Origin of the sequence: uncultured Mucilaginibacter sp. (assembly GCF_903893715.1) — a bacterium.
Classification (GTDB): domain Bacteria; phylum Bacteroidota; class Bacteroidia; order Sphingobacteriales; family Sphingobacteriaceae; genus Mucilaginibacter.
In genome coordinates, this window is sequence record NZ_CAITNG010000116.1 from 14,844 (window position 1) to 38,536 (window position 23,693).

The following is a 23,693-nucleotide window of genomic DNA, read 5'->3' on the forward strand; positions in this document are numbered from 1 at the left end:
GGCATCGTAGCTTTTAATTCACCAGCAACTTATACCCTTTGCCATGCACGTTGATGATCTCTACTTTTGAGTCATCTTTTAGGTACTTGCGTATCTTGCTCAGGAACACGTCCATACTGCGGCCGTTAAAGTAGTTGTCATCGTGCCAGATGTTGAGCAGCGCTTCCTCGCGGGTGAGCACTTCGTTTTGTTTGAGGCAGAGCAGGCGCAGCAGTTCGGCTTCTTTGGTGCTTAGTTTTTGCTGGTTTTCGCCCTCGCGTATCATTTGCTGCTTATAGTCGAAATCGTATTTGCCAATCTTGAAATTGTTCTGACTGGCAGCGCCATCTTTGCCCTTTTCGTTCACACGTTTCAGCAGGGCGTTTATGCGCAACAGCAATTCTTCAATGCGAAATGGTTTGGTGATATAATCATCCCCGCCAAGGGTAAAGGCCTGTGTTTTGTCTTCAATCATGGCCTTGGCTGTGGCAAAAATGATCGGGACGGTTTGGTTCATCTTGCGTATCTCTTTACCCAGGGTAAAGCCATCCTTTTTGGGCATCATTACATCGAGGATGAGCAAGTCGTATTGGGCCTTAGTGAAGGCTTTAAGCCCCTCGTCGCCATCCTTGCACAGCACTACTTCAAATTTACCTTTAAGCTCCAGGTAGTCCTGCAAAAGCAAGCCTAAATTGGGGTCGTCTTCAACAAGTAATATTTTTTTCATGCTGTTGTTTTTTTAATTTGAAACTTTATCGAACCTCAATTCAAACTCCGAACCCTTATCCTTTTCCGATTTTACGCTGATGCTGCCGTTCAAACGTTTTACAATGGTATTCACATAGCTCAACCCAAGGCCAAAACCTTTGACATCGTGCAGATTGCCGGTAGGTATGCGGTAAAACTGCTCAAATATGCGGGTTTGCTGGTCGTGGCTCATGCCAATGCCTTTGTCGGCTATTTTGATAATAGCTTGCTTGTTTTTTGTTTGTGTAGTGATGGTAATTTCGGGCGTATCGTTACTGTATTTTATGGCATTGTCCACCAAATTGTATATCACGTTCGAGAAATGCAGTTCATCGGCCTTTATCATCATCGGGCCATCGGCATAATTCAGGTCGGTTTCTATCTTAACATCGTGCTTTTGTAACTTCAGCAACATACTATCGAGCACGGTGGTGATCATCTCGTTCACATCCACCGATTTGATATCCAGCTTAAAGTCGTCCTTTTCTATCTTGGCGATGTTCAACACCCGTTCGATATGGCTGCCCAGACGTACATTTTCTTCATATATAATGTTGGCCAGTTTTGATACCCTTTTGGTATCGCGCGCTATCTCGTCATCCTTTAAAGCCTCGCTGGCTATCATAATGGTGGATACCGGAGTTTTGAACTCGTGGGTCATGTTGTTGATAAAATCGGTTTTCATTTCCGATATCTTCTTTTGGCGAAGGATGGCGTAAATGGTAAAACCAAAGCAAAAAATGAGTACCAGCAATAAACCCCCGCTGGTAGCCATGGTAGCGGCCATATGGCTTAAAATAAGCGAATTTTTTTTAGGGAAGGAAATGACCAATTTACCGGGGTCGTTGATGACGGCCTGGTTAAAAATGGGCATCTTATAACTTTCAGCCTCAATAAAAACGGGCCGTTCGCCATTCATGTCCATCGCTTTGGAGAAAATAAGCGAATCGTTGTGTGCGGTAGTTACCTCGTAGCTATATAACAGGTCGATACCGCGGGTATTCAGTTCAAAACGTAATAACGAGTCGATAAGTGCCTGGTTGAGGCGTTGCGGCAACGGTTCATTGGTGCGTTGGTATTCTTCCGCAAGATTTTCAAAAACCTCGGCTTTGGGCTTTATTTTGATCACTTTATCGTGCTGCGGACTGGTTTCAACCTGTAACAAATGTTGTACCCGCTTTACCTGTGCTTCTTTTTCTTTACGGTCGTGCTCGCGTTGCCACAGGGGATTGATATGGCGCTCCGATATCACCTGCCGCCCCATCATCGGGTCGATATAAACTATGCTGGTAGTATCGTATTTGTTGAGCTTGTTGCCGTTATGCAAAGTTTGCAGAGGCACTAAAGATGGTGTAAGCACTTGCTGCACTTGCCCAAACTCGTTGGTAAATTCCTGCACATTCACTTGTATGCCCACTTCCTCCAAATCTTTGGCAAAATTGCGCATTGCGACTAATTGCTTTAGCGTGTCTTTTAAACGGGTTATACGTTCGTTGTGGTTTTTGCCTGTAGGGGTGTAAAACACCGAGGTTGTTGTTGTCAACGAATCGTAGTTGGCAGGTGCAGAATTTTTGCGGTTGGTACTTACGGTACTGTACAAGTATTTTTTGTTTTTGTAAGTTACATGTACGGGAGTATCGGCCCCGTCTGCCTTGGGCAGATACTTTGCCTTGGTATTTAAAAAGTTGATATGGTCCTGCTCGCTTATTTTCGAAACTACAGTATTGAGGGCTTCGTTAACCGAGCGGTCGAACAATTCGGATTGTAAATGGTACGATTGGCGGAGGAAATAGAATTGCATAGCCATTACGCCCAGCAGCGCAGCAGCCATCAATGTAGTGATCAAAACTATACTCCTTTTTTTCATCCAACAACAAAAATATCTGATTTATGACCAAGTGAGCCCGGTTTAACATTTTTTAACATATCATTTAACATCTTCGCATACAATGCCTTAGTAACTTTGGTTAAACAATCATTATTTACTAAACGCTTTGATCATGAAAAAACTACTAAGCCCCGGTTTCGAGTTTATGTTTGCGTTGGGCATCATCGCCATATTTATGCTGCCGCCTATTGTGATGGCGCAAAGCCATAAAGAGGATTTGGAAGTCAATATCAACAATAAAGATACCTTAATTAACGGTAAAAACATCAGGGACCTGTCGCCAGCCGAGCGCAAAGAGGCATTGGCCAAGCTGAACGGATTGAACGACAATTTTTCGTTTAAATTTAACGGACCGGATTCATCCAAACGGATAACGTTAAGGATGCGCAAAAACGGTGATAAAACCCAGGATATAGTGATAGAAAGGGACGGAAAAGCCGACGATGTAATCGCCACCATACCCGATATGGGGAACCGGTTCTTTTTTAGGAACGACAGTGCAAGCCGTGCCGAAAGACGGTCGGAGCTGCGCAAATTGGGCGATATGAGCGGCATGAGTTTTAATTTTGAGCCAATGGCACCGGGGAACAACAACCCTCAGGTTTATAGCTTTAATAACGGCCGCACCACAATAATGGGGCGTAACCGAAAAAATACGCAGAGCTTCAGTTTTTCGAACGTGGATAATGACGGAATCAGCACGCATATCGATTTTAACGTGAGTGATGCCAGTGCGGATAACGCGAAAAGGATAGCAGGTACAGAGAAAACAGATTTGGAGATAAAGGACCTGGTTTTAAGCCCTCAATTTTCATCGAACAAGCTTACGATCAATTTTTCGTTAACCGGAATTGGTACAGCCGAGGTGAGCTTTAAAAATACCGAAGGCGCAATTTTATGGACGGGCAAAGTGGCATCAAACAACTTTACCAAAACCTTTGAACTGCCTCAAAACGGGGTATACTATCTTGAGGTTAAACAAGGTGGTAAAACAGGTTTAAAACGAATTATAAAAGAAGAATAACAGCGAATTGTTAAATAAAAAGGGCGAACTTAAAAGTTCGCCCTTTTTTGTGCCTATTTTAAATTGAGTAGGTAGGTGTGCATATTGTCGCTCAGCTTTTCTACATCCCATTCATCGTTTAGTTTTTTAAGATAGAAGGCTTTTACGTCTTCCCACTTGTAATACGGCGGGGTTTGTGTTTTTAAACCGTCAATAGCAATTTCGTTTTCGTTCAGCAAAAATTTCACCAGGTAATCGCGTCGGGTATCGGGAGTGGTGCCTTTGTAAAATATCCACTGTATGTTGGCACTTAAAGGTATTACCTCTTCGGCTTTCCAAACCTTTTCGAATTTAAAGATATCGTTGCTCTCTTTGCTTACGCCCTTAAAGTTCATTAATGCCGCCAGCGAAGCGATGGACTCGGACGTGGTGATGCGTACGTCGGCGGCCACGTTTTGGCCTATAGAGTAAGCGTCTGTAGTATTGATCATGTTGACGAGCAAAGGCACCGCGCTGCGCACCTGTATGCCTTGTTTATCGTTACCCGGCCCGCTCTTGTAAAAATCGGCGGCCGAGTTGAGGTTATCGAACAAGGCCAACTCGTCGCAGGTAAAAAATGAGCGGATATCCACTTGTGCCCAGGTATAGCCGGCCAAAGTAATTTCGCGGTGTATAGCGTTGGTTACCAGGCTCAAATTGTACATATCGGCAATAAACTTGTTCTGGGTATCTTCGTCAATACTGTCGAAAAAGCTTTGTTCAAAAAAGCGGTTCAAAAAACGTATGTTAAAGTTATCGGGGCGTTTTGTATCCCTAATATTGTCAACATTGTCTTTCCAGTCGCCTTTTTCAGCAAACTCCTTAAGTCCGGGACCTGATTTAAAGGGTTGCAGGTTATCATCATCGTTATAGTCGGTTTTATCGCAACCGGGCGCATCTAAAGTACGGTTAAGCCCGGCAAGCAGGGCTGCGGCGCTTTGCGTCATCCTTTCTTCTTTTACCGCCGAAACTTTGATGCAACTGCCCGGTTTAAACACCGAAGGGTATTCGGCTAACATACGCTTACCAATAGCTTTTTGATCGTCAATCCCCGAAAGGGTGATGTTATCGAGTTTGGGTTTTTCGAGGGTTTCGATGAGGGCGAGCATTTTGCGCAGTTTGTTACCGTCTACCTTTAGCGCATGGGCGCTGTCAGCCTTTTGCAGGATGTGGAATACGAAAGTGGTAGATACATCTTTAACCAAATGCGAAGCACCATGCCGGCCCACATAGTTGATAAAAATGGGGGTGTACTCTTCGGGCGTTGGCGTAACCGGGTTTTGCGGCCCGGGATAAAGAGATTGGCTGCCCCAATAAAAATCGGCGCAATTTTGGGCCTTCGAAGGGTTTGCAAAAGCAAATACAGCTAAAAACGAAAAATAGAAAAGGCGTTTTTTCATTTGATATGATGATTGTTTAACCGGGTTATTGTATAAAAATGTTTAACGATACCGTAAAGATATAATTATACAACTATTTGATGTTATACCAAAAATGACAAAATAAAAAATGCGCTCCTTTTTTTAAGGAGCGCATTTTGTGATGAGGTTAAAGCTGTTTTTAAAAGTGTTGGTTACCTGTACCATTGGTTTGGTAAGCACCAATATCGCGGCCAGGCAGGGTATATTGGGTTACGCCATAAATAGGATCTAACGGCACTGTTGAATTTTGTACACCATAAGGAACAAAATTTGTATAGCCTTTACCGATATAGGTAGATGTTGACTTTAAGTTAAAGTTATAGCTGCCTACTGTAACAATGTCGCGCAGGTTAGCGCCAGTTGGCAATGGAACAGGACCGTTAATAAATTGAGGATTGTTTGTTCCCAATATCACGGTGTTTGCAGTATAAGTTTGACCTGGGGCCCAACCTGCCGGTAAAAAGGTTGATGGCAAAGGCACATCAGTAGGTTGCGCTGCTGTTATTGCCGTACTAACCGATAACGACGGATAGATCTGGTTGGCAACCGATGCCGAATCGGTATACGTATAGTTATAGCCGTAGCGGATGTTTGCAGTATCGGCAATAGGGTTTTGAACTATCCGTAAACCAAATTTGCAGTTTACGATGATATTGTTGTATGCCATGCCTGCAGCGCCTTGTTCAAAATTTAATGAACCACCACGGCCTGCAGCCGAGCGACGGTAACCGCAGTTGATGATGGTATTGTTGTACATACGGATATTTGATTCGGGTACACCTGGGATGGCCGAGATGTTGGAATTTTTTGGCCCGTTGGTGGCTATACCGATGCAAACATTGTAGGCAAAATCGCCAATGGTACCGGCTTTGGCATTTAATGCCTCGCCGCTGTTATAACCGCATTTTTCGAATGTGTTACGGTAAAACTCCAGTTTACCGCCGAGGGTACGTACAGCATCGTCAACACTGCCATATATCCACGAATCTTCGAGCACCAATACGCCATAAGGGTTTTGGAAATAAATAGGATAAGGGCTTGCCGAAAGTACCGCGATATCGCCGCTTGGTTTGCCACCGGCAAACTCGATGTGTGTCCATTTTAAAATGATCTTGTTGCAATCATTGGCGCCTATAATGCCTGTCCATTTACCAACATAAGCCACATCTGTAGCCGGGTTGGCACCAATCTGGTCTGTCCTGGTTAAACCGGGATAAGTAAAATAAACAGGTGCATCTTTTGTGCCTAAACTGAGCAAGGTCCCATGTACACCAACGCCCCAGTTGCCGGTGAAAGCCACGGTTGCGCCGGGCTGGATGATGAGCGTGTCTTTAGGATTGATAACCACGTTACCGCAAATGGTATAGGTTTGGCCGGCCAGCATGGTGCCTTTGATAGCCACTGCCGTTGCACCAACCCCGATACAACTTGCATTGCTTATGGGTGATGAAATGGGCACTACTGCCGATGACAGGTTTTTAAAATCGGCCGTTTGTTTGCACGAGAAAAAAACTGAGCCTGAAAACAACAGCACGATGAGGATATAAAATACTTTTTTCATGAGATTAAAATTTATAGCGTAAGCCAAATAAATAATTGGTTTTGAAATTGTCTTTTTGAACAGTGATCACATTGTTAGGATCAATTTGCAATGCCAATGTGCGTGAACCCGGCGCGGCCAGGTAAGCGTTATATGATTCATGCAACTCCAAAACATACGGTGTATTGGTTAAGTTGTTGGCTTTGCCAAATACGGTAAAGTTTTTGCCGATGCTCTTCTCAATTGAAAAATCGAGCTGCTCGGTTGGGCGTTGCCAGTAATCCAAACCATAGGCCGGGTTAACCAATGCGATGCGTTGGCCGGTATAAACAAAGGCCACCTGCATATTTAAGCCCAATTTGGAGTTTTTGTAAACCAACGCGGCGTTACCAATATTGTCGGACTGTCCTTGTAAGGGCCTGGTTTCCGACTGGATCTGTGAGGTTACGATACCCGAGCTGTTACGGAAGTAGTATAACTTATCGGTAGTGATCTGCGATTTGGTATAGGTGTAATTAGCTATCACGCCAAAGGGGCCGAAATATTTGGTAAATACCGCTTCGAAACCATAGTTGGTAGCATCGCCAAAGTTTTCGGGCATAAGGTATGTTGAGGTACCTACGGCCACCACAGCGTATTCTATCGGGTTGTGTATGCGTTTGTAAAAGGCCCCCAATAGAATTTCGTCTGCGTTTTTAGGGAAGAGCTCATAACGGAAATCGATATTATCGGCAGTGGTATGGTTTAATCCTTCGGGGTTGCCCACTTCTTTAAATATCTCACCTTGTTGGCCATCCGGTATCATGTCCGAAAACGAAGGACGGGCTATGGCACGATAGTACGATAAGCGCAAGGCTTCATTATCACGTAAGCCATATTTTAAAATTCCGCTTGGTAAAAAGTCGGTATAATTAATCTCACCCGCTTGAGCGGCAACTGCAATAGGCAATTGCGTTGCATAGTTTTGTTTGGTGTACTCCATACGTAAACCACCTAAAGCTTCCAACCTATCGGTCAGTTCCCATTTACCCTGGGCATAGGCTGCGGCAATGTTTTCTTTAAAGGTGTAAGTATTGCCATCAGGGTTCCAAAGCGATGCCCCTGTGTTTTTAAATATATAGTTGGCAGCGTCTATACTGGTATAGGGCTGTATACTGTTTGTACCTAAATAAGGTGTCAAACTATAACTGTTATAATAATTATCGCGCGATTTGTTGCGCTCCAAACCACCAAATTTCAATTCGAATGCCCTTTTAAACAATTTAAAGTTATCAGTCAGGTTCAGGTACACCGAGTAGTCCTGGTCGCTGTTATGGGTCCAGATGCGGGTCATGCCTTGCAAAATATCAACACTGGTCGAAGTTTTTGTGATTGGGTACTCGTGCGTAAATTCTGCCTGGTCGGGCACATGGTTATCTGCTTGTGAGTAAGCCAGCGACCAATCGAATTTCAAGGCGTCGGTTAATTGATGTACACCTTGTAACGTAGAGTTATAGATGGATTGGTATTGCCATTTACTACGTGCGGAAGCATCGACTAAGGAGTTAAGCGCGATGGTATCGCTTATCCTGCGGGTTTGGTAATCATCCAAGCGCACAAACACGTTGACTAAGGATATTTTGTTACGGCTGTTGAATTTGTAGTCGAACTTGTTGTTCAGACCTATACGGCGGCTTTCCTGCGAATACGTACGGGCTTGTAAGTCTGTAAATTGGGGTATGTTGTTTACACCCGGCTGTGCACTCGGTAAAAAGAAAGTAGAGTTGTTACCGGTAAAATTGTCCTGATAGCTGGTCGAAATAATAAAGCCCAGCTTTTTGTCGGCAAACAAACGGTCGCCAAAGGTAATACCGAAGTTGATGTTAATCGGGTTGGCTTTGTTTGAGAAGTGTAGGTTGTTCACCGGGAAATCGGAAGGAACGGCTGCGTAAGTGCTCCCGTTTATTTCGGTAGGCGCTAATTTGCTGATGGTCGACCTGTCGAATTGCTCAAAGCTACGGCCAGCAAAAATAGCGTTGTAACCTGCTGCAAAATTTGCCTGCAACAAAGTTTTTGCGGGGGCATCCTTCATCACCAGGTTAATGGTACCGCCAATGGCATCACCTTCCATTGATGGGGTAAGCGTTTTGCTTACTTCAAGGCGCTCCAACAATTCGGAAGGGAAAAGATCCAGCGGGATAAAACGGCTCTTGTTATCGGGGCTTGGTATTTTTATTCCGTTAACAAGGGTGTTGATGTAGCGTTTTTCCATACCGCGGATGATAGGATAACGTCCTTCGCCCGAGTTGCTACGCTCAATGGTTACGCCGGATACCCGTTGGGTTACGTTGGCCACAGTTACATCGGGCGAAAGCTCGATGCTTTTAGCCGATACCACGTTTACCACCTCATCGGCATTCTTTTCGATAGTGCGGGCACGCTTGTCGGTCGAGTTTTCGTTGTCGACAATAGTTACCGAGCTTAACTCTTTGGTGGTTGGCTCCATCGACACGGTAAGGGTGCTTACTTTGCCATTGGTTACCGAAACATTTACTTCCTTGGTTTTGTAGGACACAAAACTGAGTACAAGAACGTAATCGCCTGGTTTAACATTTTTGAAGGTAAAGAAGCCGTCTAATTGTACAAACTGGCTTTTGCCTGTACCTTTTAATTGAACGGTGGCGCCAACCATGGGTTCGGCGGTAGCGGCATCGGTAACTTTGCCTTTTATGGTTGATTGCGCATTGGCAAAGGCCAAAAAGCACAACAAAAACAAGGCGAGAAACGATAATTTTTTAAGGGGAAATGTAAAGGGTTTCATCAATAGTTAATTAGTTAATTTGGGGTAATATTTAATGTAGTGTTTGGTGCGATTTAATTTTTTAGAAAATAATTTATTGACAGTCAAATAATTACACTATGTATTACGATACCATACTGGCGCAAAGAAAAGGTTATAGTGTGAGCAGGCGCTTAACAAGCGGTTAACAAATTGTTGTATTATTGGTAATTTAATGTGTCTTTTTTGTTGATTTAAGGTACCGAATGGTATTAAACAATTGTTAAAAAAAAGGGCCGATGCATATGCATCGGCCCTTTTAAAAGAAAATATTTTACTGATTAGTGGTGGTTACCGGTACCATTTGTTTGGTAGCAACCCATATCAGCACCAGGAGCGGTAATTTCGCTTGCACCAAAGTTGGCGTCGATAGGAATACCGGTTGTGATAGGGGTAAAGGCTGTAGTTGTTCCTTTACCAATAGCCGGTGAACCTGCACCTAAATGGAAGTCGAACGAATCAATTGATGATTGTTGAATCCATTGGGTTTGTGTCTGTGGAAGCGGGAAGTTTACAAACTTAGGATTGTTGGCACCTACCAGGGTAGAAGATAAATCATAGATAAAGCCAAAAGTATAAGTTGGACCTAATAACGCTTTCATGTTAGGAATATCGGTAGATTGTGGGTGAGTTACCACGGGTTGAGCAACACTTGTAGGTACAAACTGGTTAACCATAGCAGCGTTATCGCCATAGTAAAAGTTGTAACCATATGAAGTATGTAAAATATAACCGCTGGTATTATACAGGGTATCGGCTAAATAAACTTTAGCTCCACCCGGGCCACCTGCAATACGTAAACCAAAATCGCAATCAACAATCAGGTTATTGTATGCTGATACCCTCGAAGCGTTTTCAACCTCGATAGAACCGCTACGTGCGCCATAAACACCGGTGTTGCGGAAACCATCGTTCACATAAGTATTGTTGTACATGGTAAACTGGCACTCGGTTGATGTGGTGTTATCGCTGGCTGTTTTGGTACCGTTTGTAGCACCACCAATGATGATGTTATAAGCCATGTTACCGTAGCTGCTGCCTTTAGCGTTCAAACCGTCGCCGCCTACGCCACCAAGTTTTTCTAAAGTGTTACGCATAATGTTCATGGCACCACCGTAAAAACGGGTAGCATCATCAGGCGAGCCATACATCCAAGAATCTTCTAATACCAACAGACCATTTGGGTTTTCGAAGAAAATCAGGTATTGGCTACCTGCTTTTGCCAAGGTTGGTGCAGGGAAAGGGGCTGCAGCTAAAGCGGCACCACCAAAGTCAATATGTGTCCATTTAATAATCAGTTTAGGGCAGGTTACGCTGCAATAAATACCACCCCAACCACCTGCATAAGCAGAGTCGGTTGCTGCTGTAGAAATTGCGCCATGTGTTTTAACACGTGGGTTATTTGCCGGGCCCGGGTAAGTAATAGTTGTAGGCGCATCGCTTGTACCTAAACTAACCAGTATACCGTTTACAAAGAAGTTGGCACCTTTTGCCATGTTAATGGTAACACCTTTTTGAATCAACAAGGTATCGCCGGCGTTTACAGTAATGTTGCCGTTTACGGTATAAGTTTGACCGGCCTGAAAGGTACCTTTGTAACTTCCCGCTGCCAATGGCGCTGTGTTGCTTATCAATTTACCTACCTGTATTTGAGGCGCGGCAACCTGTGCGTTATCGCTGCTTTTTTTACACGCTGCAACAGCGAGCACTGATAAGGCCAATAGACCTAATTTTAACTTTTTCATAGTTTTTTTGGTTGTTGAGTTTGATGGTGATTTTATTTACTGTTTGATATTAATATATGCGATTGATTAGTACAGCTTGAACCTGATACCCAACGAATAGCGGGCATAGAATTTATCATATTCAACTGTGGTGTAATTAGGGCTTTCCTGATAGAAGTACCTCATCACGCCGCTGTAGTTATTGGCGTTATTTTGTTTGATGAATAACTCGTAAGGGGTATTAAGGATATTGTTGACTTTAACAAAAAGCACGTATTTCTTTTTGAACTCCTTTTGAGCAGAAAAATCGAGGTTTAAGGAAGGCTTCTCCCATATATCAAGGTCTTTCCATTGCGATACGGCATTTATCCGCTCGCCCGTGTACGAAAATGCCAACTGTGCATCCAAACTCCGCTTGGCGTCTTTGTATAAGAAAGAGAAGTTGCCTACGTTAGCCGACTGACCTTGCAGTGGCCTAACCTGACTTACAAAAATAGGGGTCGACAAACCTATCGCCTCGTACTTTTTAGTGGAGGTAATAATGGAGTGGGTATAGGTGTAGTTTGCCGATAGGCCGAAATTGCCGAAGTATTTTTTACCTACCAATTCTAAACCATAGTTGTTGGCATCACCTAAGTTTACAGGCGAAATATATGTGCTGGCATTTTGAGTTACATATTGGTACTCGATAGCATTGGTTAGTTGTTTGTAGAAACCGCCAACCATAAATTCATCTAACGCACCCGGGAAGGCTTCGTAACGCAAATCATAATTGTTAACAACTGTATGTTGTAAATATGGGTTGCCGGTGGTTGCAACACCGTCGGCGTTAACGTCGGCAAACGGTATCAAATCTGAAGCGGTTGGCCTGTAAATAGACTGGTTCCATGACGCACGGATGGCCTGAACATCGGTCAGATTATATTTTCCATTAATGGTCGGCAAATAATCGGTGTAAGAGATGTTTGCAGATTGGCCGCCCAATGCAGGGTTGCTCGACGAATCATAATGCTGGAAGGTATTTTCGGTCCTAACACCAAATATCATATCAAATTTTTCGGTTGCTTGATATTTTAACATGGCATAAGCACCTTGCACATTCTCGTAAAAGGAATAAACACCGGCGTCGCTAAAGGATGACCCTTGGGCATTGTAAGGTGGGGTGAAACCGAATTTTGATGCAGGGATAGATACAAAATTTTGCTGCCCTGATACCGAAGTTGGATCGGGAGTTGGGTACAAGCTGTAGGCATCATTAAAATTTGCCCTGGTTTTATGCCTGAACATGCCACCAAAACTAAATTCGGCTTTGCGAGAGAAAAGTTTTGTGTCGTAGTGAAAATTTAAATAGGCCGAAACGTCTTTATCGGTATTGCGTGTCCATACGCGGCTTTCACTCGCGGTGCGGGCGGTATCGGTAATAATGGCAGGGGCAACATAAGTAAATGAGCCGGGGCTGCCAGGGGTTGGCGAATACGTTCCACCAGGGCTTACCGGGGTAGTTTTTCTGGTTACATCAAACTCGGCAACATCAGGTAATTTATGGCTGGCTTCGGATGTGGTAACCGTCCAATCTAATTTAAACGGATCGGCTATTTTGTGATCGCCCTTTACTATTACACTGTAAATACTTTGCAGGTCCGATCGCGTTTCGGTTAACTGGTCAATCGCGTTGGTCCAATGGTAATCCTGAAATGAGTAACCACCATAAGTCTAGTGAGTAGTTTCGCGCACCCTGTGCTCGTTCAATTGTATGAACGTACCAAATACGCTGATGTCGTTATCTTTATTAAACCTGTAATCGGTAGACAAAATCAAACCAGTGCGGTCGATCTTTGATGAATAAAGCCTTACGTTTGAACTTTCGAATGCAGAAGCATCCATTTGCGAATTTGGATCCGGAGCCGGGCCGGGAACCTTAACCGGTGGCGCATACCAGGTGTTGTTGCCCGCGTAAGTATTTTGGTATGATCCTGAAAATAGTATCCCCAATTTTTTATTCAAAAACCTGTCGCCGATAGTTAAGCTGGCATTGGTATTTGGTGGAGCTGTAGTATTGGTGGTAACCAAATTTTGATAAGGGAAGCTACTTGGAGAAGCGAAGCCAAGCGGTGGTAGAAATTCGCCGGGCGCTTTCGCGTTTTGAGTACTTGGATCGAACGTGGCAAAATGGCGGTCGAGAAATAACTGGCTATAGCCGGTCCCTATCGAACCATCTAATCTTAACTTGTCGGGCGCAGTCTTCATGATCAGGTTTACCACGCCACCCGAGGCATCAGCTTCCAAATCGGGCGTTAAGGTTTTCGAAACCTCTACGCGTTCCACCAGATCCGAAGGGAAGATATCCAATGGCACAAACCTGTTCTTATTATCGGGGCTTGGAATTTTTACACCGTTTATTAAGGTAGTGTTGTACCTTTTGTCCATACCGCGGATGATGACGTGTTGGCCGTCGCCGGTATTGCCACGCTCAAGCGTTATGCCCGACACACGGCCCAATACGTTCGATATGATCACATCTGGCGATATGGCAATAGACATGGCCGAAACCAGGTTCATGGTGTTATCGCTGTTTTTTTCTATCAATCGGGCGGCTTTATCGCTTTCGCGGCTGGCGTGTTCCACAATGGTTACTTCGTTAAGGGAGGTCGAGTTATCTATCATCGCTATATTTAAAATAGCGGTACTGTTGGCGGTAACTTCAACTGTATATTCTTTTGTGGTTTTATAGCCTACATATTTTACCTGTAACTGATAGGTGCCGGGTGTTACACTTTTGAAAAGATATGAACCATCGAGCTTAACCACAGTGTTCAATTGGGTGGTGCCATGTTGTATGTGCACAGTGGCGCCAATAAGCGGTTCGCCGGTTTTGGCATCCGTTACTTTACCTTTTAGGGTTGCTTGCGCATTGGCATAGGCGATAAAGCTAATAAACAGGACAAAAATTAAATAGAGTTTTTTTAACAGGTGCGTAGAAATTTTCATCAATAATCAATTGTTATTAAAGTGTACTATAAGGTTTAGCCAATCAATAAAATATTGTTTTGAATTGTGTTGAAACAATCCATAATCAATCAGGAGTTAACATTATCAATTGCAGAATGATTAGAGAAGCTTGGCTTTTAGCAGCGTAGATATCCCTCATTCGTATGCAATATGATTTTGCTACAAAGGAACGCGTGTGGTGTAAGAGGAATGTAAAGGGAGGGTTAACATATCATGATGATACCATTTCCTTAATATAAAGGAAATAATAACTCAATGTTATTAATGTTAATTCGGGGTTAATTAGTCAACAGTAACGGTGAGGCCTTCTTGTTGTAAAATTTTGCGGTAGATCTCCATTTCGGTAAAGGAGCCTTCCAACACGGCACATTTGCCTTCGTTGTGTACCTTCCAGGCTATTTTTTCGGCTTGGGATTCCGTATAGTCGAGGTATTTCATCATGCAGTAAATCACATGGTCGAAGGTGTTGAAATCATCATTCCATAAAATAAGCCTGTGCATTTCTTTCAGGCTCGATAAAATTTCTTCGAGTGTGAGGGTCTGTTCTTCTACCTGGGTGGACATGGCTGCAAATTTACGGAATGATGTGCAGATGTGCGAATGCGAAAATGTGCAAATGAAATTACTTCGCCTTGTGAGCAAAGAAATATTCACCGCTTGCTATTCCGCTTTTACTTTGCGGAGCGTGTCATTTTTTCGATGACGTCCCACATTTCGGGTGTAACCATTTCCAAAGCATTAAACTGGCCCGCGCCCTGCAGCCACTCGCCGCCATCAATAGTAATAACCTCGCCGTTTATATATCCCGAGAAATCGGAAACCAGAAATGCGGCCAGGTTGGCCAGTTCCTGGTGTTCGCCAACGCGTTTTAAGGGTACGCGGTTTTTAAAATCGAACTTGGCGGCCATTTCGCCGGGCAACAAGCGTTCCCAGGCTCCTTTGGTTGGGAATGGGCCGGGCGCGATGGCATTGGTGCGGATGTTATGCCTGCCCCATTCAACAGCCAACGAGCGCGTCATGGCCAATACGCCGCCTTTGGCACAGGCCGATGGAACGACGTATCCCGAACCGGTAAAAGCATAGGTGGTAACGATATTGAGGATATTGCCGGGTATTTTATTGGCTATCCAATACTTACCGGCAGCCAGCGAACAGTTTACCGATCCTTTTAACACAATATCAATAACAGTGGAAAACGCATTTGCAGATAACCGCTCCGTTGGCGATATAAAATTACCGGCTGCATTGTTGAGCAAGGCATCAACCCGGCCAAATTTTTGTATGGATTGGTTGAGCATCGCTTCCACCTCATCGTAATTGCGTACATCGCATTGCAATGCCAGTACTTTACCGCCTGTGGCGGCTTCCATTTCGGCAGCGGTTTTGGTAAGCACTTCCAACTTGCGGCTGGTGATGACCACGTTGCCGCCCAAGGTTAAAAAATAAGTGCTCATGGCTTTGCCCAAACCTGTGCCACCACCGGTAACGATGATGGTTTTACCTTTTAACGCGTCGTCGCGCAACATTCCCTGTGTCATGGTTTGGGTGCTTTTAAGTTTTGGATAATCATTTGCAATAGCTTACGGGTTTCGGGTGCCCACCACTGCTTCAACATCATGTCGAGGTTTTCGGTTTGGTCGGCACTTGCGTCTGCTATTAGCCGTTTGCGCAGGTTGAGCTTGCTTTGGCTCCAGGTGGCCGCGTTGAACTGCATATAGGTGCGAATCTTTTTTTCGGCGGTGCTAATGACGCTTTCGGGATTGCAAATTTCATCGATGAGGCCAACCTGCAAGGCGTCTTCCACAGAAAGCAATTTACCTTCCATTAAATATTGGTAAGCATTGCGCTGACCCAGCCAAAAGGCATATAAACTGAAAATGCTATCGGGAACGATAATGCCAACGGGTATCTCGTTCAACCCTATGATGTATTTGCCGCGCGCCATTACCCGGTAATCGCAACACATGGCCAGCACACAACCACCTGCCGGGCTATGCCCGCTGATGGCCGCCACCATTGGTTTTTTAAAGGCTACCATTTTTGCCTGCAGCGACAAAAAGCTGCGCCAAAAAACAGCTATTTCTTCGTGGTTATAATCGTAAAGTTCGATGAGATCAAGCCCGGCCGAGAAGAAGTTTTCCTTGCCGGTGATGATGAGACCGCCTATGTTATCGTCGGCATCGATGCTTTGCACCAGCAGATGCAGCTCTTTTATCATTTCGGCATTCATCGGGTTGGATTTGCCCCGGTTGAGCGCGATAACGGCCAGCCTGTCTTTTATGGTTACCTGTAGTGTGTTCATTGGTTAGATTTACATCACCAAGGTCGTATTAATTTTTTATAATTACAATGCATGCATAGTAATTATCATCTAACGCTCAATAAACTTTCTGATAAAAAGCTTTGACCATGGCTTTAGGGTCGACGGCGAGGTTAATAGCAGCCGAAACTGCGATGCCGTGGATACCGGTTGCCATTAGATTTTCGACATCAGCCAATTGAATACCGCCCACAGCTATTACCGGGATGGTGATGAGGTGTTTTTCCAACTCACGGTAGCCGTTGAAGCCGATGAGGGGATAGTCATTGGGCAGGGTATCGGTATGGGCGAAGGGGCCAAAGCTGCAATAATCTACCACACCGAGGCTTTGTATGCGCAGCAGGTCGGCGATATTTATTGCATATGTGCCTAATGTTTTATCATCGCCGATGGCCTTCCGGATGGCTACCAAATCAGCATTCAGGTCTTCGATGTGTACGCCTTGCACATCCGCTTTATCCAATAAATGGTAATGATTGGTGAGGACAAGCGTCGCGCCCCAGTCATCACAGTCGGCGGCAATGTGGTGTATTTCGGCCAGCATCTCCTCATCCGTTTTGCTGAGGCAGCGGTATTGTATCCAGTTTGCCCCGGCATGGCAAGCCATATCGGCCTGTTCGATATGCGTATGGCCGGGCATGTCCTGTGTAAGGTAATGAAAACGGGAGATGTATTTTTTCATTTAAAAAACTAATTCAAGCTGAATTTATTTCAGCACCTCATCATAAATCACAGACAACTATAAATCTTTCCAATGAGGTCCCGATCCGTTAGCTAACGGACGGGATGACCCTTTTTATTTTTCTATCCCTATTTCAATACCTGTACAATCGGTGTGCCAATGCTGCCGTTTGGTGCTTGAATATGTAGTAAAGCTGCTATGGTTGGCGTAATGTCCGTCATGTGAGTCGCTACGTTGGTATGGCCTTGTTGTATGCCCCAGCCCATAAATACCAGCGGGATGTGCGTATCGTAAGGATTCCAGGTGCCGTGGGTGGTGCCCGTAGCAGCCTTACCCGAAAACCAGCCGGGTTTTAAAATGATTTGTACGGTTCCGCTATGGTCTAAACTGTAACCATTCACAATGCGCATGCGCAATTCTTCAGGAATGCTGGCCGTTTGGGCTTTCTTCATATCAACAGCAAACGCTACCGCCGGTTGTTTTTCGAGGAAGGAGATGCAATCTTTTTTCAAAGCGTCTTCGTCCAAATGCAGGTAATTAACGATGCGATAGTTAAAATTAACCTGGTAATTAAGCAGGCTTATCACCAGCGAGTCCACTTTATATTTGTCCATCAATTGTTTGTTGAGGGCATTTTTCGCGGCGGCATCATCCCAAACACCGGCGGGAATTTTATTGTCGGTTAAAAAGGTTGGGTTGTGCGCGGCGCCATGGTCGGCAGTCAGGAATACAGTATAGTTGCCTTTGCCCAGCTTAGCATCAAGATAGGTTAAGAACGAACCAATTTCGCGGTCTAATCGCAGGTAGGTATCTTCTATCTCCACAGCATTAATGCCAAATTGGTGACCAATATAATCGGTAGACGAAAGGCTCACGGCTAAGAAGTCGGTTACGGCATTGCTGTTATTGCCCAATTGCTCGTTGTTGATGGCGGCAACGGCCATATCGAGGGTGATGGTATTTCCCCAGGGGGTATTACGAATGAGGCCCAGATTGCCTTTATACATGCCCGATGTTTTAACGGGCAATGTAGGCGCATCCATACCTTTAAATTTGCCTTCGTAGCGGTCGCTGTTATCGGCGCTGCTTTGTAAATAGGTATCGAGCGGATAAACCGGGTTCCAGTCGTTTTTGAGGTAGGTTTCGGCCAGTTTCTGGTCGTTAAAATCTTTTACCCATTGCGGCAGGTCTTTCATGTAATAGGTGCTGGTTATCCAGTTGCCTGTCGCATCGTCAAACCAATAAGCAGCGTTGGCGGTATGGCCGGCTGGCAGTATTCCGCCGCGGTCTTTTAAAGCGATACCAATTACTTTGGAGCGGAAATTTGTGGACAGGCGCAGCTCGTCGGTGATGGTATTGGTGAGCATATTGCGCGGCGACATTTGCCCTGCTGCGGATGTGCTGCCTACGGTACGTACCGAAGTATCCTCGGTGCAGTACATGGACTTGCCTGTAGCCTGAACAATAAAATCGTTACCGGCTATGCCGTGCAGAGCGGGCACCGAACCGGTGTAGATGCAGGTATGGCCTGCCGCGGTTACGGTAGGTATATAATCGACATTGGTGTTTTCGCATGAAAAACCCTCGTTTAACAGGCGTTTAAAACCCCCATTATCCTGGTAGCGGTCGTAATAACGGTATAGATAATCCCAACGCATTTGGTCGACAACAATACCCACCACCAGTTTTGGGCGGGGCAGTGCCGGCGAGGCAGCAACAACGGGCGTAGCTACAACTACAGGTGTTGCTTTTGCAGGATGAACCGGTTTTTTTGTTTGTGCAGAGGCGTTTAAACCAATAATTGCAATTAACGAGGGGAGTAATAATTTAATTTTCATGCTAAGGAATTAGAAAAACCAAATATAGCATTGCAATTAAAACCCAATGTAACCTTTATGTTAACAATATTGACAATTATTCGCTAAAAGTTAACAATGCATGCTGGCTTGCGGTATGTATGTCGCGCCAAACCTGATTGATGGCAGATGAGGTGCTTGCCGCGATGAGGCCGCAGTAGGGGTACAGTTCATCCACAATTTGCAGGGAAGTTTTTGCCAGTTTACGGCTGATAGCGCTTACTTTTTTCAGGTTAGGCTCAGGGTCGACAGAGGCATCGCCTAAGTAATCGACCCAGGAGCGGTACATGGTGGTGTGGAACTCGGGGCGTACTGCGTTGAGTTTTGCTATTGAACTTTGCAGGGCTTCATCTAATTCGTTTTGCTGGTTTTGCGACAGGCCCTTGGCAACTTTCTTTTCGGCAAACACGGTTTCGCACAGGTCGAGAAAATGGATGGCCATACCCGAAATATTAACCGCCAAAGTAGCCTCAGCCAGTTGGTGAAAAGGGTATTGGTATAGCGGGCTTGGAATAATAGCATAGTCAGCATCGATGCGGAACATCCTGTTGGCAGGGACGTACAAGTCATTAACTTCGAAGCTGTGGCTGCCGGTGGCTACCATGCCGGTATAGTTCCAGGCAGGGAGTACGGTTACTTCGCTTTTTTCGAAGATGAAAGGCCGAACTTCGGCTTTGCCGTCGGGTGTGTGCATGATGCAGTTGGCTGTAAAATGCGTGGCGTGCAAAGCGCCGCTGGCATAATTCCAACTCCCGCTGATTCGGTAGCCTTCGCCGTCAATAATGGCTGTGCCTTTTGGCGCGCCGCTGCCGGCGAGGCAAACTTCGGGGTCGGCAAATATTTTCTCACACAATGCCGGGTCCAGAAAACCGCCGAACCAGCCCGCGCCGGTGCATAGGGTTACCGTCCAGCCCAGGCTGCCATCGGCCCAGCTGAGGGTTTCTATCAGGCGCACCTCTTCGGGCAGGCTCAGTTCCAGGCCTTTGTATACCCAGGGAACCAGCATTTTAAACCATTGCTGCTCATATGCCAATTGCAGTTGCGCGGGCAGCAGTTTGCCATCCTTTTCAGATTGTGCGGCGTTATCACGGATGGCGCTTATCCAATCGGGTTGTAATTGTTGCGAGGGGTGCGAGATGATGGTCATTCAGTAACGGGTATTTTAGTTGTTTTGGCTGCTTTATCGCGGTTGTAAATTTTTATCCAATCAAAAAATCCCCATACGCCGATGATGAACAGAAACGCGGTTAATGCCCCGAACAATGGCAGTTTTTTGTAAAACAACAGCGGGATGGCGAATATGTTAGATAGGTTGAGCAACAACCAGTTTTCGATTTTTCTTCGTGCCAAAAGCCACATGCCGGCCCAGGCTGTTGCCGATATAAAAGCATCCCAAAAAGGAACGTTTGACGGCGTATAATTTGGAAACACGAACAAGAGTTTGGTGAGGCATAAATACAGGAAACCTGTACCTCCAATGGATATGGCTAAGGTGATAAACCATTCCGTGCGGTTGCTCCAGGCAATTTCGACGGGTGGTTTATCGGCCTTTTTTATCCAGTAATACCAGCCGTAAAAACTCATCACAATGTAGTACACATTGAGTGCGCAATCGGCGTAAAGCTTTACATCAAATAAGAGGTAAATGCCTAAAATAGTGCCTAAAATACCCGTAGGATACAGCCAAACATTGTTAACACGAGCCAACAATACTTCGGCAACCCCCAATGCAACGGCTATCCATTGCAATGGGGTTGTTTCTTTCATTTGCGCCACAAAAAGGCTGTACCACTCGTGCCAGTGCATATTTAAAATCCTAAACTTAAGGTTAAATAGTAATTGCGCGGGGCCTGAGGGAAGTAGTAGTTATAGTTGACCACCTGCCCGCTCTCGATATCGGGATAAGTAGCGCCATTGGTGATGTATTTGGTGCTGAAGATATTGTACACCAAAAACGCGATGCCTACATTTTTAACCGCTTTGGTTTGGAAATTATACCTGAAACGCAGGTTATTTATAAAATACGAACCAATGGTACGGTTTGAATTAGCCGGATCAGCAGCGGGGTAACCTGCGGGGTTTTGGTTGGAAGTATTATCCAAATACTGCATGCCCACGTATTTGATGATGAAAGCTATTTCACCACCTTTTAAAGGCATCCAACCCAACTCGCTTGAGCCTACGAAGGAAGGCGAGTAGGCGATATCGGTGTTGTTTAAGTTTCCTGTAACGGTATTGCCGTTATCATAATCATAGTAGGACGCCGTAAAGGTTTTTATCTTGTTCTGGCTCAAAGCTGCAGTAGCTGCCCAGCTAAACTGGTCGGATATTTTTAGTTTGCCATCGAACTCAACACCGGCACGGTAGCTGTCGGGTACGTTTACACGTACTGCTTCGCCAACATAATTTAAGGAGCCTGTGAGCACCAACTGGTTTTTATATTTCATATAAAAACCGTTAATGCCGCCTTTAAATACCGGGGTATTGATGCGATAACCTAATTCATAATCCTGGAGGTTTTCGGAGCTTGGGCGGGTTGTTGGTGTGGAGGCCACATAATCCGAGCGGTTAGGCTCGTGGTTGGCAACAGCCAAACTGAGGTACACATTGCTTTGCGGGCCGATTTGATAAGTGATGCCGCCTTTAGGGTTAAAAAAGTCGAGGCTAACGGATTGTTGCAAACTGTTGCCGTTCTGGTCTATCAAACCATAAAAAGAGTAATCGATGTGGCGGTATTGCATATCAGCAAAAAAGGTGAAATCATTTAACTGATAATCTACCTTTCCAAAAATGTTGAAGTCGGTTTTTTTGGCGTTATCGCGTTCGTACTCAAAGTTGGGCGGGATGTTGGTGCTTTGCTGCGTCCACTCGATGTTGTTGTAATGTGCGCCAAGATATTGGTTATACGCGCCGCCAAGCGTAAAATGGAACTCTTTTGCAGGATCATAGTGCAGCGCATAGGTTACACCGTAAAAATCGTTGTTGAGCCACAGGTCGCGCACCAGGGCAGTACTGTCGACTGTTTTGCCGCCCACCACTACAGGCGTAACGTTATAGTTGGCCAGGGCTTCGTTGGGTTTATACTCTTCGTAATAACCAAAGCCTTTGGTATAAAACAGTGCGCCGCTGAATGACAAATGATTGGCTATTTTTTGGTCGACCAAGAGCTGCACATAGTTTTGGGTATAGTTATCGGTTTGGTTAGGATAAAATGTTTTGCCATCGGCTTCCAGTCCTAATTCATTATAAGTGCGGTTGCCGCTGTACAGGGTGTATTCGGGGATACCGTCCCAGGCCTGGTAGGTTTGCTCGTAACCCGAGAATACGTTGGCACGGATGAGCGTGTTCTTGCCATAATAAGCACCGCTTAAAAAGAATGATTTAAGGTGCGAAGCGGCACGGTCGATATAACCGCTCGATTCTATTCGCGATAAGCGGCCATCGAACGTAAACTTGCCGTCCACCAGGCCCGTACCTACACTCACGGTATTTTTGTACGTACCATACGAGCCAACGGAATTATCCAATTGGGTATAGGCCGAATCGCGGCGGGTGGTGGTTTGCATATTGATGCTGGCACCAAAAGCGCCTGCGCCGTTGGTTGATGTACCTACACCGCGCTGCACCTGTATGTTATCGACAGAGGAAACGAGGTCTGGCAGATCGACAAAGTAGGCGCCCTGGTCTTCGGCATCGTTCAAGGGTATCCCGTTCAAGGTAACATTGGTACGGGTGCCATCGCTGCCGCGGATGCGGATACCGGTGTAGCCGATGCCTGTACCGCCGTCGCTGGTGATGACCGCCGATGGGGTTTGGTTGAGCAAATAAGGCAAGTCCTGGCCAAAATTGTTTTTGTCGAGATCTTTTTTGCTGAGGTCGGTAAAGGTGGTGGCCGAGTTGGCAGTAGCGCGGGTGGCTTTAACGGTTACCTCGTCGCCCATTAAAGTACTCAGGTTGAGGCCAAAATTTACGGTCGTGGCGGCCGTTACCGATACTGTTTTTTGTGCCGTTTGGTAGCCGATGAAACTTACCTTGATGGTGTAAGTACCGGCCTTTACATTTTTAAAGGTGTAAGCACCGTTCGCGTCGGCCAACGTAGCCGACCAGGTGTTCTCGATGTTGATGGTAGCACCGGGCAAGGTTTGGCCGGTTTGCTGGTCTGTGATCTTTCCGGATATGGAAAACTGTGCCGAAGCCAAAAACGGCATCAGCAGAACGCTTAGCGCTGCAATTAAATTTTTCAATGTTTTTTAAATTAAACCGAGTTAAACCATCTGCAAGCGAGGGCGCGCAAGCAGTACACTTAACTATTTTTACCTCTCCCTACGCCGGCATTACCCGGATCAGGTTCCTGTTTAGTTCATTGGTCGGTTGGTCATTGGTTCATTGGTCCTTTCTGTTGGATTCCTGAACTGTAGATGTACACCACTTAACTAAACAATGGGTTTGATCTCAGCCTGTCTTTCAGTTTGGTTAAAACAATCTGCAGTTTGTTTTATCTTATCCAAAGCAAGGCACCCCTTGAGAATTATAGGGCAAATGTAGGTTTTTATATTGAAATTGGAAATTGGGGGGATTTTGGATGATTATTTCGGATTTCGAATGTTCGATTTTGGATTTGTTTGGGGGGGGGGGGGGGGGGAAATAATTTTTTATAAAAAAATAAA

The 23,693-nt window shown here is 45.2% G+C and carries 17 protein-coding genes; 1 reads left to right on the forward strand and 16 read right to left on the reverse strand.

From position 1 onward, the window contains the following. Positions 1–13: 13 nt before the first annotated feature. Positions 14–706: a response regulator transcription factor gene (locus QZX97_RS13290; protein WP_295653152.1), complete on the reverse strand. Its 693-nt coding sequence runs from the start codon at positions 704–706 to the stop codon at positions 14–16. Positions 707–718: 12 nt separating this feature from the next. Beyond that, the gene (locus QZX97_RS13295; protein WP_295653153.1) at positions 719–2,593 is read right to left on the reverse strand and encodes a HAMP domain-containing sensor histidine kinase; all 1,875 of its coding nucleotides are present in this window, start codon (positions 2,591–2,593) and stop codon (positions 719–721) included. A gap of 133 nt (positions 2,594–2,726) precedes the next feature. On the opposite strand from QZX97_RS13295, the gene QZX97_RS13300 reads away from it, so the two are divergent. Further along, positions 2,727–3,638, forward strand: a complete 912-nt coding sequence (locus QZX97_RS13300) for a T9SS type A sorting domain-containing protein (RefSeq protein ID WP_295653155.1) — start codon at positions 2,727–2,729, stop codon at positions 3,636–3,638. A 53-nt stretch (positions 3,639–3,691) separates the two neighbouring features. On the opposite strand, the gene QZX97_RS13305 is transcribed toward QZX97_RS13300, so the two are convergent. The 14 genes from QZX97_RS13305 to QZX97_RS13370 form a co-directional block, all read right to left on the reverse strand. Further along, entirely contained in the window at positions 3,692–5,056 is a 1,365-nt protein-coding gene (locus QZX97_RS13305; RefSeq protein ID WP_295653158.1) for a histidine-type phosphatase, read from the reverse strand. A gap of 160 nt (positions 5,057–5,216) precedes the next feature. After that, on the reverse strand, positions 5,217–6,638 hold the full coding sequence (locus QZX97_RS13310) for a hypothetical protein (RefSeq protein WP_295653161.1): 1,422 nt from the start codon (positions 6,636–6,638) through the stop codon (positions 5,217–5,219). Between the two features lie 4 nt (positions 6,639–6,642). Continuing rightward, the gene (locus QZX97_RS13315; RefSeq protein WP_295653163.1) at positions 6,643–9,417 is read right to left on the reverse strand and encodes a TonB-dependent receptor; all 2,775 of its coding nucleotides are present in this window, start codon (positions 9,415–9,417) and stop codon (positions 6,643–6,645) included. Between the two features lie 299 nt (positions 9,418–9,716). After that, on the reverse strand, positions 9,717–11,180 hold the full coding sequence (locus QZX97_RS13320) for a hypothetical protein (protein ID WP_295653165.1): 1,464 nt from the start codon (positions 11,178–11,180) through the stop codon (positions 9,717–9,719). Between the two features lie 66 nt (positions 11,181–11,246). Continuing rightward, positions 11,247–12,827 carry a TonB-dependent receptor gene (locus tag QZX97_RS13325; protein WP_363152531.1) on the reverse strand — a complete coding sequence of 527 codons (1,581 nt, stop codon included), beginning with the start codon at positions 12,825–12,827 and terminating at the stop codon, positions 11,247–11,249. A gap of 45 nt (positions 12,828–12,872) precedes the next feature. Next, entirely contained in the window at positions 12,873–14,147 is a 1,275-nt protein-coding gene (locus tag QZX97_RS13330) for a TonB-dependent receptor (protein WP_295653168.1), read from the reverse strand. A gap of 303 nt (positions 14,148–14,450) precedes the next feature. Next, positions 14,451–14,732, reverse strand: coding sequence for an ATP-dependent Clp protease adaptor ClpS (locus tag QZX97_RS13335; RefSeq protein ID WP_295653170.1), 282 nt, complete (start codon positions 14,730–14,732; stop codon positions 14,451–14,453). A 107-nt stretch (positions 14,733–14,839) separates the two neighbouring features. Next, the gene (locus QZX97_RS13340) at positions 14,840–15,706 is read right to left on the reverse strand and encodes an SDR family oxidoreductase (protein WP_295653172.1); all 867 of its coding nucleotides are present in this window, start codon (positions 15,704–15,706) and stop codon (positions 14,840–14,842) included. Then, positions 15,703–16,470, reverse strand: a complete 768-nt coding sequence (locus QZX97_RS13345; protein ID WP_295653175.1) for an enoyl-CoA hydratase/isomerase family protein — start codon at positions 16,468–16,470, stop codon at positions 15,703–15,705. Before QZX97_RS13345 ends, QZX97_RS13340 begins: the two co-directional genes overlap by 4 nt. Positions 16,471–16,546: 76 nt before the next feature. Beyond that, positions 16,547–17,170, reverse strand: a complete 624-nt coding sequence (locus QZX97_RS13350) for a thiamine phosphate synthase (protein ID WP_295653178.1) — start codon at positions 17,168–17,170, stop codon at positions 16,547–16,549. Positions 17,171–17,298: 128 nt separating this feature from the next. Continuing rightward, a complete protein-coding gene (pafA, locus tag QZX97_RS13355; RefSeq protein ID WP_295653181.1) occupies positions 17,299–19,008 on the reverse strand; it encodes an alkaline phosphatase PafA in 1,710 nt (569 codons plus the stop codon). Between the two features lie 76 nt (positions 19,009–19,084). Then, positions 19,085–20,173, reverse strand: a complete 1,089-nt coding sequence (locus QZX97_RS13360) for an acyl-CoA dehydrogenase (RefSeq protein WP_295653183.1) — start codon at positions 20,171–20,173, stop codon at positions 19,085–19,087. Next, positions 20,170–20,832 (reverse strand): nicotinamide riboside transporter PnuC, encoded by a 663-nt coding sequence (pnuC, locus tag QZX97_RS13365; protein WP_295653185.1) that lies wholly within the window; start codon positions 20,830–20,832, stop codon positions 20,170–20,172. The genes QZX97_RS13360 and pnuC overlap by 4 nt, the downstream gene beginning before the upstream one ends. Before the next feature lie 2 nt (positions 20,833–20,834). Beyond that, the gene (locus QZX97_RS13370; RefSeq protein WP_363152529.1) at positions 20,835–23,270 is read right to left on the reverse strand and encodes a TonB-dependent receptor; all 2,436 of its coding nucleotides are present in this window, start codon (positions 23,268–23,270) and stop codon (positions 20,835–20,837) included. Positions 23,271–23,693: the final 423 nt, after the last annotated feature.

Coding starts and splice junctions, on each gene's coding strand:
- pafA (WP_295653181.1), bottom strand. CDS start 19,008: ATGAAAATTAAATTATTACTCCCCTCGTTAATTGCAATTATTGGTTTA.
- QZX97_RS13290 (WP_295653152.1), bottom strand. CDS start 706: ATGAAAAAAATATTACTTGTTGAAGACGACCCCAATTTAGGCTTGCTT.
- QZX97_RS13330 (WP_295653168.1), bottom strand. CDS start 14,147: ATGAAAATTTCTACGCACCTGTTAAAAAAACTCTATTTAATTTTTGTC.
- QZX97_RS13350 (WP_295653178.1), bottom strand. CDS start 17,170: ATGAAAAAATACATCTCCCGTTTTCATTACCTTACACAGGACATGCCC.
- QZX97_RS13315 (WP_295653163.1), bottom strand. CDS start 9,417: ATGAAACCCTTTACATTTCCCCTTAAAAAATTATCGTTTCTCGCCTTG.
- QZX97_RS13360 (WP_295653183.1), bottom strand. CDS start 20,173: ATGACCATCATCTCGCACCCCTCGCAACAATTACAACCCGATTGGATA.
- QZX97_RS13310 (WP_295653161.1), bottom strand. CDS start 6,638: ATGAAAAAAGTATTTTATATCCTCATCGTGCTGTTGTTTTCAGGCTCA.
- QZX97_RS13335 (WP_295653170.1), bottom strand. CDS start 14,732: ATGTCCACCCAGGTAGAAGAACAGACCCTCACACTCGAAGAAATTTTA.
- pnuC (WP_295653185.1), bottom strand. CDS start 20,832: ATGCACTGGCACGAGTGGTACAGCCTTTTTGTGGCGCAAATGAAAGAA.
- QZX97_RS13320 (WP_295653165.1), bottom strand. CDS start 11,180: ATGAAAAAGTTAAAATTAGGTCTATTGGCCTTATCAGTGCTCGCTGTT.
- QZX97_RS13340 (WP_295653172.1), bottom strand. CDS start 15,706: ATGACACAGGGAATGTTGCGCGACGACGCGTTAAAAGGTAAAACCATC.
- QZX97_RS13345 (WP_295653175.1), bottom strand. CDS start 16,470: ATGAACACACTACAGGTAACCATAAAAGACAGGCTGGCCGTTATCGCG.
- QZX97_RS13305 (WP_295653158.1), bottom strand. CDS start 5,056: ATGAAAAAACGCCTTTTCTATTTTTCGTTTTTAGCTGTATTTGCTTTT.
- QZX97_RS13300 (WP_295653155.1), top strand. CDS start 2,727: ATGAAAAAACTACTAAGCCCCGGTTTCGAGTTTATGTTTGCGTTGGGC.
- QZX97_RS13295 (WP_295653153.1), bottom strand. CDS start 2,593: ATGAAAAAAAGGAGTATAGTTTTGATCACTACATTGATGGCTGCTGCG.